Origin of the sequence: Flavobacterium sp., from assembly GCF_049590715.1 — a bacterium.
Classification (GTDB): Bacteria; Bacteroidota; Bacteroidia; order Flavobacteriales; family Flavobacteriaceae; genus Flavobacterium.
The window spans coordinates 1-6,485 of the sequence record NZ_JBAWDL010000157.1 but is presented as its reverse complement, the minus strand read 5'-3'; the positions used below and the strand labels follow the sequence as shown (position 1 = coordinate 6,485).

Here is a 6,485-nt window from a genome sequence, read left to right as displayed (position 1 = left end):
CTTTAATTGTTTGAAAATTATTTATATAATAAAGATAAATATATTATTAAAATACTATAATTTTTTTGAAAAATATTGTAAAACTTATTCTTCTCAATTTACATAATTTTATCCTCAAGATTTAAATATAATTTATTCTTTAAAAAGATAAAATTGATTCGATACTTGCTTAACGAAGATCACGGGTTGGCAGGTTGCTGAAGTAGCTGTAATGATGTAAGTGCTTTCCACCCGTTCGTCCTTACAAAAAATATCTACGTCTTCGCTTTTGCGTTGATCAGTCACACAGCAATATGTAAGTATCGATCAATTTTTTTTAAAAATTTAATAGCACTAATATTATGAACTCAAATAACTTTTTAGCAGGACTTGGTGGAGCATTGGTATTAACTATACTTAATGAATCCCTTAAAAACATAAATCATAATATGCCACGTATTAACCTTGTTGGTGAAGAGGCCGTTTATAAAGCTGCTCAATTTCTAGGATATGAGATTGAAGACGAACATATTCTAACAGGTTCTACTTTAGTGGGCGATATTGTGAGTAATGCCACCTACTACAGTTTGATTAGTGGTGAAGGGAAAGAATTGTGGGCAAAAGCTGTTTCTTCAGGTTTATTGGCTGGATACGGGGTCGTTAATTTACCAGATAAGATTGAATTAGATGATACACCTGTAGCCAAAAATTTGACTACTAAGGCATTGACAATTGGATACTATTTAGCAGGTGCGCTTGCTACTGCAACGATTTTACAATTTTTAGAAAAAAGAAACCTTTAAATTCGTATTAATCAATTACGAATTAATTACGAATAATTTTGCGTGGATTTTTTTCTACATATTTAAATATAAGTTGCATTATGTATTGATTGCTTTTGAATAAGGTTAGGTTTTCCTTGTATTGAGATGATTCTGTGATGGCTTCGTCACATGATAAATAACCCATTCCGTAAAAGTGTCCGTTTTCTACCCAGATACAACTGCGTTCCTCTTCGGTTCTACCTTTGTCTATTATACCAAAAGATTGTTTACTGTTTTTTAAGTATTCAATGGCATTATCCACTTTTTCATTATGATTTTCTACTTCGGGTAAATCCATTAGTTCTACTTCGAATAAGTTCCCTTTTGTAACGGTGTTATCATATTTACAAAAGCGGTAATCTATTTCAAATTGATGGGATAAGCTTTGTAGAAGATTTACCCCTTCATGTAAACTACTAAAATGCTCAAGGTTTAATTGAAACTTTGTTACTTTTCCAATGGCTAAATATTTATAACCATTACGTGCTTCATATTGGTACAAACCATATTTGGGTTCATATTTTTTTAATGCCCGATTGTAAGCTGGCCAAAGCTTTTTTATCTCTGTACATTCTAAGATTAAAGCCATTAATTCAGTAGCACAAACTTCAAATGATATAGAGTGTATATCTCTCAAAAAGTTTTGTCTTTGTGCATTTACATTATGACCGCTGAAATGCGTTGTTACTCTTTTTTTTATGTTTATTGCCTTTCCTACATAGATAACTTTATGAAACTCATTATAAAAATAATATACCCCGATTTTCTCAGGTAAATTATTATAATCATCAGGTGAAAGATTGGGAGGTAGTCTTTGATCTTGTGCTGTTTTTTTTAGCATTTGCTCAATAACTTTTTCTTCATCCCATTCTAATAGTCGCGCAAATAATATTGCAGTTGCATCAGCATCTCCACCAGCACGATGTCGGTTTTCTAATTTAATGCCTAATGAGTTACATAATCTACCCAAACTGTATGAAGCTAATCCTGGTTTAATTTTCCTTGCTGCTCGAACAGTGCACAATTTTCTAGCGATCCATTTGAAACCTGCCTCTTCTAGTTGATGTCGAACAAATGAATAATCAAAATTTACATTATGAGCTACAAAAATGCGTTCGCTAAGCAATTCATATACTTTTTCAGAAATATCATCAAAGGTGGGAGCATTTTTCACCATTTCATTGTTTATTCCTGTTAAGGCAAAAATGGGTAAAGGAATTTCTTTTTTGGGATTCACTAATGTTTCAAAGCGTTCAATTACCTTTTTGCCATCGTGAACTATAATTGCAATTTCAGTAATGCGACTTCCACGAGCATTTCCACCCGTAGTTTCAATATCTACTATAGCATATTCTAACTTCTTCATCTCTATATCTAACGTAAAATAGATTATTAATCTTGTATTGTTTAAAATTTCATTCGATGTCTTGGCAAATTAATTTCATGTGCTTGCGGATAAGGTGCTCTGTGTGTATTGCTCACATCTTCTTTAATTTGCTGTTGCGTTTTATATTGATCTTTGGGTTCCATATACCTTGGATCTGGTACAAATGGCATTTTTGCCATTTTGATAATTGTTAATGTTGGAAAATGATAATCTACCTCGACCATTCCTAATAATAAATAGCATCCGCCACCTTGAAATGGAAATTGTCTCAAATTATCAGGGAAATGTACGGTATCAAAATATGTACCTTCATTATCAATCCATGTGCCAAAATACATTGTTCCTTTAACTGTTGGGACTTGCTTTCGAGAAATGAGATAAGCCAGCATTTTGACCTGTTTTTTATGATGGATTATTAAATCCTTAGCCATCACATCACCTCTGTATTTTGTTTGTAATAAATCAAACACAGTACATGAAATTGGAAAACTTAAAAGTTCAATTTCGTCAAAAGCATCTTCATAACAAGAACGTTTTAAATTAGGTAATGCATATTCTTTAACCGGTTCTTGTAGTAACATCCAATTTTTATTTTCAGGTTTTTGATTGTTGAGTAATAGACTCACAATTACTAAAAGTTGGTTCTTTGTTTTTTTTGTAAAACGAAATGCTCCTATGAAAATCAATATTTTAATCCCTTCAATTCCCATTGGAATGCGATTTATAAAATCTTCTAAAGAAAGAAAGTCACCATTTTTATCCCGATCTGACTCTATAAACAAAGCCATTTTGCTATCCAAACTGAGTAGGTGCATAAATCCTAGATAGACATCTTTTCCATAGAGATTGGTTTCATAATTGCTTTTGTTTACACATGGATTATGAATTGTAGCCCCTGTCATCCGTGCTTCATGAATGTAAACTTCTGTTCTGTAAAATCCTCCTTGGTTGTTGATTACTGCAACCATAAATTCAATGGGATAATAGACTTTTAGATACAAACTTTGATAGCTTTCCACTGCATAAGATGCCGAATGTGCCTTGCAAAAAGAATACCCTGCGAAAGATTCAATTTGGCGGTAAATTTCCTCACTAAGGTTAGGACAGTGCCCTTTTTGCAAACATGAGGCAAAGAAATTGTCTTTCACTTTTCGTAAAGCTTCAAATGATCGTCCTTTACCCGACATAGCTCTACGGAGAATATCTCCATCAGCGGCGGGTAATCCTCCATAGTGTAATGCAATTTTAATTACATCTTCTTGATACACCATAATCCCATAGGTTTCACCTAATTGTTCTTTGAAAACTTCATGAAAGTATTCAAATTGAGTTGGATTGTTATGGCGGAAAATATATTCTTTCATCATACCCGATTTGGCTACACCTGGGCGAATGATTGAGGAAGCTGCGACTAATGTTTTATAATTATTACATTTGAGTCTGCGTAGTAAACCTCGCATAGCAGGACTTTCGATATAAAAACAACCTATCGTTTTGCCTTGTGCCAAATAACTATTGGCAATAGCCTCATTTTTAGAAATAGTAGTGTCTCTTATATTGACCCGAATACCTCTGTTTTTCTCGATTAATTTTACGCTATCATCAATGTGTCCAATTCCTCGTTGGCTTAAAATATCAAATTTTTCAAAACCAATATCTTCAGCTACATACATATCAAAAAGGACAATAGGAAAGCCTTTAGGTGGCATTTCTAATGGGGTATAATTTGTAATAGGTTCTTCGGATATTAGGATTCCGCAGGAATGCATACTGCGTTGATTTGGGTATTTCTCCAACATCATACCATATTCTTGAACGAATTTAACTATGCTGTTTTTTTCATGTAGTTTCATCGGATTTTTAGCCAATAGATCTAGTTCTTCTTTTGGTAAACCGAACACTTTCCCCACTTCTCTGAAAATAGAGCGGTATTTGAATTCTACATTCGTACCACAAAAAGCCACATGCTCTTTGCCATAACGATTGAAGATGTATTCTAGAATAACATCGCGTTCTTTCCAACTCCAATCAATATCAAAATCAGGAGGACTTTTCCGATTTTCATTCAAAAAGCGTTCAAAATATAAATCCAATTCCAAAGGGCATATATCGGTAATACCCAAACAATATGCTATAATGCTATTGGCACCACTACCACGTCCAATGTGCATAAAACCTCTACTGTTACTGTATCTAATGATGTCCCAAGTAATTAAAAAATACCCACTAAACTCCAGTTCATTGATTACTTTAAGTTCTTTTTCAGCTCGTGTTTTGGCTTCGAGATTGTATTTTCCATAACGCCAAAGAATACCTTGTTCAGCTAAATTCGTTAATAAGGCAATATCACTTTGACTATTGTGGGTATAATGTTTTTTATTTCGAGGTGTATTAAATTTAAATTCGAAATTGCATTGTTCAATAATATTTTCTGTATTGCAAATGATTTCGGGATATTCAGCATATTGACTGATTAATTCCTCCAATGGTTTTATTACTTCAGAGGTTTTGCAATAATCAGTATCTGTTAGTTTTGACAACAGACTATTAGAATCAATTGCTCTTAGTATTTTATGCAAATTGAATTCTTTTTTAGTTCTAAAAGTTACCGGTTGCCAAACCACCATTTTATTTATTTTGCTCTTTATTTCTAATGAGAAAAGTTTGGGTATTTCTTCTGGACGAATGCCTATATATTCGAATTCACGAAGTGTCTTTGGTGCATTGTCTAAAGAGTAAATGATAAAAACGGCTTTGAAATCAGGTGCTTGTTTTGGTAGTGATTCTCCACTGAAATTGTGAGCAGTTAAGAAACGATTCATTTCTGCTAAACCATCAGCATTTTTAGCTAAACCAATGTAGCACATGGTTTTTTCGGAATGAAATTCCATTCCCACTACAGGTTTAATATCAACAGCTTTGCATCTTTTTATGAAGTCATAGATTCCCGTAACTGTATTAATATCTGTTAATGCCATTGCTTTTACTCCACAATTAGCCGCTTGAAGCACTAAGTCGTCAAGTGGGATAGTGCCGTAGCGTAGGGAGTGGTATGAATGGCAGTTGAGGTACATGCGTGTTGTTTATTCGATTAATTGTTTAATTAAAAGTTTAATGGTTTAAGGTTTAGGGGATCGTTTTAAAATTTCGTCTTTATTGTTTGGTTTAAAAGAAGCTCCTGCACAACGCATTACGGCATCAAAACCATATCGATTTTTCATTTTATCCATTGCAGCATAGAGCGATAGCATTTCTTCGGTATCTTCAAAAAGATTGATTTGATAGGTTCCTCTCACTAATCCGCTAAATCGAATGCCTATTAATCGCAATCGCATGCGACGTTGGTAGAGTTTTTCGAATAGTTCAATAATGTTTTTTGTTAGTATATGATCTGCTGAGGTATAGGCTATTTTGCATTGTTTGGTTTCGGTATCAAAATTAGCATACCGTATTTTTACGGTAATCGTAGAGGTAAGCCACTCTTCGGAACGAAGTTGAAAAGCCAATTTTTCAACCATTCCGATCAGTACTGATTTTAACTTTACGAGATCAATAGTATCTTGTGTAAAGGTATGTTCGGTAGAAATTGACTTTCTTTCTGTGTACGGTTCTACAGGCGTATTGTCGATGCCATTGGCTTTTTTCCAAATATCCAAACCGTTTTTGCCAATCATGCGCTGCAAAACTTCGGCGGGCATTTCGGATAAAGTTTGAATGGTACGAATTCCTATTCGAGACAAAAGTTGGAAAGTCACATTGCCAACCATCGGGATTTTTTGTACCGATAAAGGGTTCAAAAATGCCTGTACATTGTTTTCTGGAATTTCGAGATTTCCTTTTGGTTTGCCTTCTCCAGTAGCTATTTTAGAAACCGTTTTATTAATAGATAATGAAAAACTAATAGGAAGTCCTGTTTCTTTAATAACAGATGAAGCCAGTTCATTCGTCCATTTGTAACTGCCGTGAAATTTGTCCATTCCAGTTATGTCAAGGTAAAACTCATCAATACTGGCTTTTTCCATAATTGGAGCTTTTTCCTGAATGACTTGCGTTACATCATGAGACAATTGCGAATATAATTCCATATCGCCTTTGATAATTTTGGCTTGTGGGCAAAGTTTCATCGCCATGTGAATAGGCATCGCCGAACGCACACCAAAACGTCTGGCTTCATACGAACAGGAGGCTACCACGCCACGATCACCACCACCAATAATAAGTGGAATGCCTTCCAGTTGGGAGTTGGTGAGCCTTTCGCAGGATACAAAAAAAGTATCCAAATCCATATGTACAAT

4 protein-coding genes are annotated in these 6,485 nt (G+C 34.2%); 1 reads left to right on the top strand and 3 read right to left on the bottom strand.

Annotated elements, in window-relative coordinates; genetic code table 11:
* The first annotated feature begins 341 nt into the window (after positions 1-341).
* Positions 342-782 carry a hypothetical protein gene (locus tag WBQ70_RS07105; protein WP_423912229.1) on the top strand — a complete coding sequence of 147 codons (441 nt, stop codon included), beginning with the start codon at positions 342-344 and terminating at the stop codon, positions 780-782.
* 22 nt (positions 783-804) lie between these two features.
* On the opposite strand, the gene WBQ70_RS07100 is transcribed toward WBQ70_RS07105, so the two are convergent.
* The 3 genes from WBQ70_RS07100 to dinB form a co-directional block, all read right to left on the bottom strand.
* Complete coding sequence (locus WBQ70_RS07100; RefSeq protein ID WP_423912228.1) at positions 805-2,169, bottom strand: exonuclease domain-containing protein; 1,365 nt, start codon at positions 2,167-2,169, stop codon at positions 805-807.
* 41 nt (positions 2,170-2,210) lie between these two features.
* Complete coding sequence (locus WBQ70_RS07095) at positions 2,211-5,264, bottom strand: DNA polymerase III subunit alpha (protein WP_423912225.1); 3,054 nt, start codon at positions 5,262-5,264, stop codon at positions 2,211-2,213.
* Between the two features lie 45 nt (positions 5,265-5,309).
* The coding region (gene dinB / locus WBQ70_RS07090; protein WP_423912223.1) for a DNA polymerase IV at positions 5,310-6,485 on the bottom strand (1,176 nt) is incomplete at its 5' end.

Excerpts from the sequence above, each read along its gene's own strand:
- WBQ70_RS07105 (WP_423912229.1), top strand. The coding sequence starts at position 342 with ATGAACTCAAATAACTTTTTAGCAGGACTTGGTGGAGCATTGGTATTA.
- WBQ70_RS07100 (WP_423912228.1), bottom strand. The coding sequence starts at position 2,169 with ATGAAGAAGTTAGAATATGCTATAGTAGATATTGAAACTACGGGTGGA.
- WBQ70_RS07095 (WP_423912225.1), bottom strand. The coding sequence starts at position 5,264 with ATGTACCTCAACTGCCATTCATACCACTCCCTACGCTACGGCACTATC.